Here is a 1,247-nt window from a genome sequence, read left to right on the forward strand (position 1 = left end):
CGTACAGGCTCCAGCCATACAACCTGATACCGCACTATGGGATTGCCGAACTTGTCCACCTTGCCGGACGGCCGCTTGCGAATGTGAGCCATTACTGCGTCCTCTCTTCTGCGGACGAGTCCTCCCCGTCGTCTATCGGCTCCGGAGGACCGTAGCCTTTGCACGTCGGCTCACCACAAGGCTGCGGTTCTGTCGTCTCAGCGTCCCGGTTGTCGTCTCGCTGGTGCTCGCGGTTCATGCCGAACACCTGGACCTGTGCCGTGGCGCTGGCGTAGATGCGCCGAACGGTGGACGGTTGCCATTCCGATTTGCCTAGCGGGCTTAGGATTTCCTCTTCCGTGAGGGCGGAGGCGATAGCGTCGTAACTGAAGCCGGCATTCCTGTCTCGGACAATGCGGCGGACCACCGAAGCCGTTGCAGCTCTGGGTCTTCCGATTCTCTCGCCTCTGCGCTTCTTCGCGGCAAGAGCGGCCTTTGTACGCTCGCTAATCAACTCACGTTCGTACTGTGCGAAGTTGACTAGGTTCATCGCCATCATGCGGCCTGCCGCTGTGGTCAGGTCCACGCCGAGGTCCAAAATCACCAGCGACCACCCTTGTGCCTGTGCTGACTCGATGATGTTGGCAGCGTTGACGATTGATCGGCTCAGCCTGTCCAGCTTGGCGACCACCAAACCGTCTGCCTGTCCAGAAGCCAACAGTTGCAACACTTCCTGCAGCTTGGGTCCGATGGTCTTGCCGGATACGCCCTCGTCCGCGAAGTGCTCCACGGTCCAGCTGCGCCGTGCGGCCTCAGAATCGATGGTTTCCCGTTGTGCCTCTAGTCCGTTACGTCTGTCTGCCTGCTCGTCGGTGCTTACCCGCGTGTAGCCAAACATCAACGGCTGCATCGGTTCTCGTGTGCCTGCCTTAGTCGGCATGTTTCCTGTCCTTCCTGGTGCTGGGGCGCAACCGCTCGGTTACGCCTTACGCCTTAAGTTTTAGCCGACTGGTACAACCGTGGCTACAATGCCTGACCTCGACAAATGCCGTCGATAGCGCCGCTGCGCCTATGGCCGTCTGTACCGCTTGTGCGGGCTCTCTAGCTCCCGAAGCGGCGGCAATGCTCCACTGGCACGGTTTGCCTGGTTCGCCATTTGTATTGCCGCCATGCCGGTGATGTGATCTTCCTGGCGTGCTGGCGCTGCCGTCCGGCGTGCCTCATGCGCGGGCTCACTCGCCGCGTCACGGTCGTCCTGGGGCGGCCTG

The 1,247-nt window shown here is 61.2% G+C and carries 1 protein-coding gene; it reads right to left on the reverse strand.

What is annotated here, in order from left to right; translation table 11 throughout:
* Positions 1 to 91: 91 nt before the first annotated feature.
* Complete coding sequence (locus A5791_RS01275) at positions 92 to 919, reverse strand: recombinase family protein (protein ID WP_369828000.1); 828 nt, start codon at positions 917 to 919, stop codon at positions 92 to 94.
* Between the last annotated feature and the right edge of the window lie 328 nt (positions 920 to 1,247).

The organism is Mycobacterium sp. 852002-51163_SCH5372311 (assembly GCF_001667115.1).
GTDB lineage: Bacteria > Actinomycetota > Actinomycetes > Mycobacteriales > Mycobacteriaceae > Mycobacterium.

Coding starts and splice junctions, on each gene's coding strand:
- A5791_RS01275 (WP_369828000.1), bottom strand. CDS start 919: ATGCCGACTAAGGCAGGCACACGAGAACCGATGCAGCCGTTGATGTTT.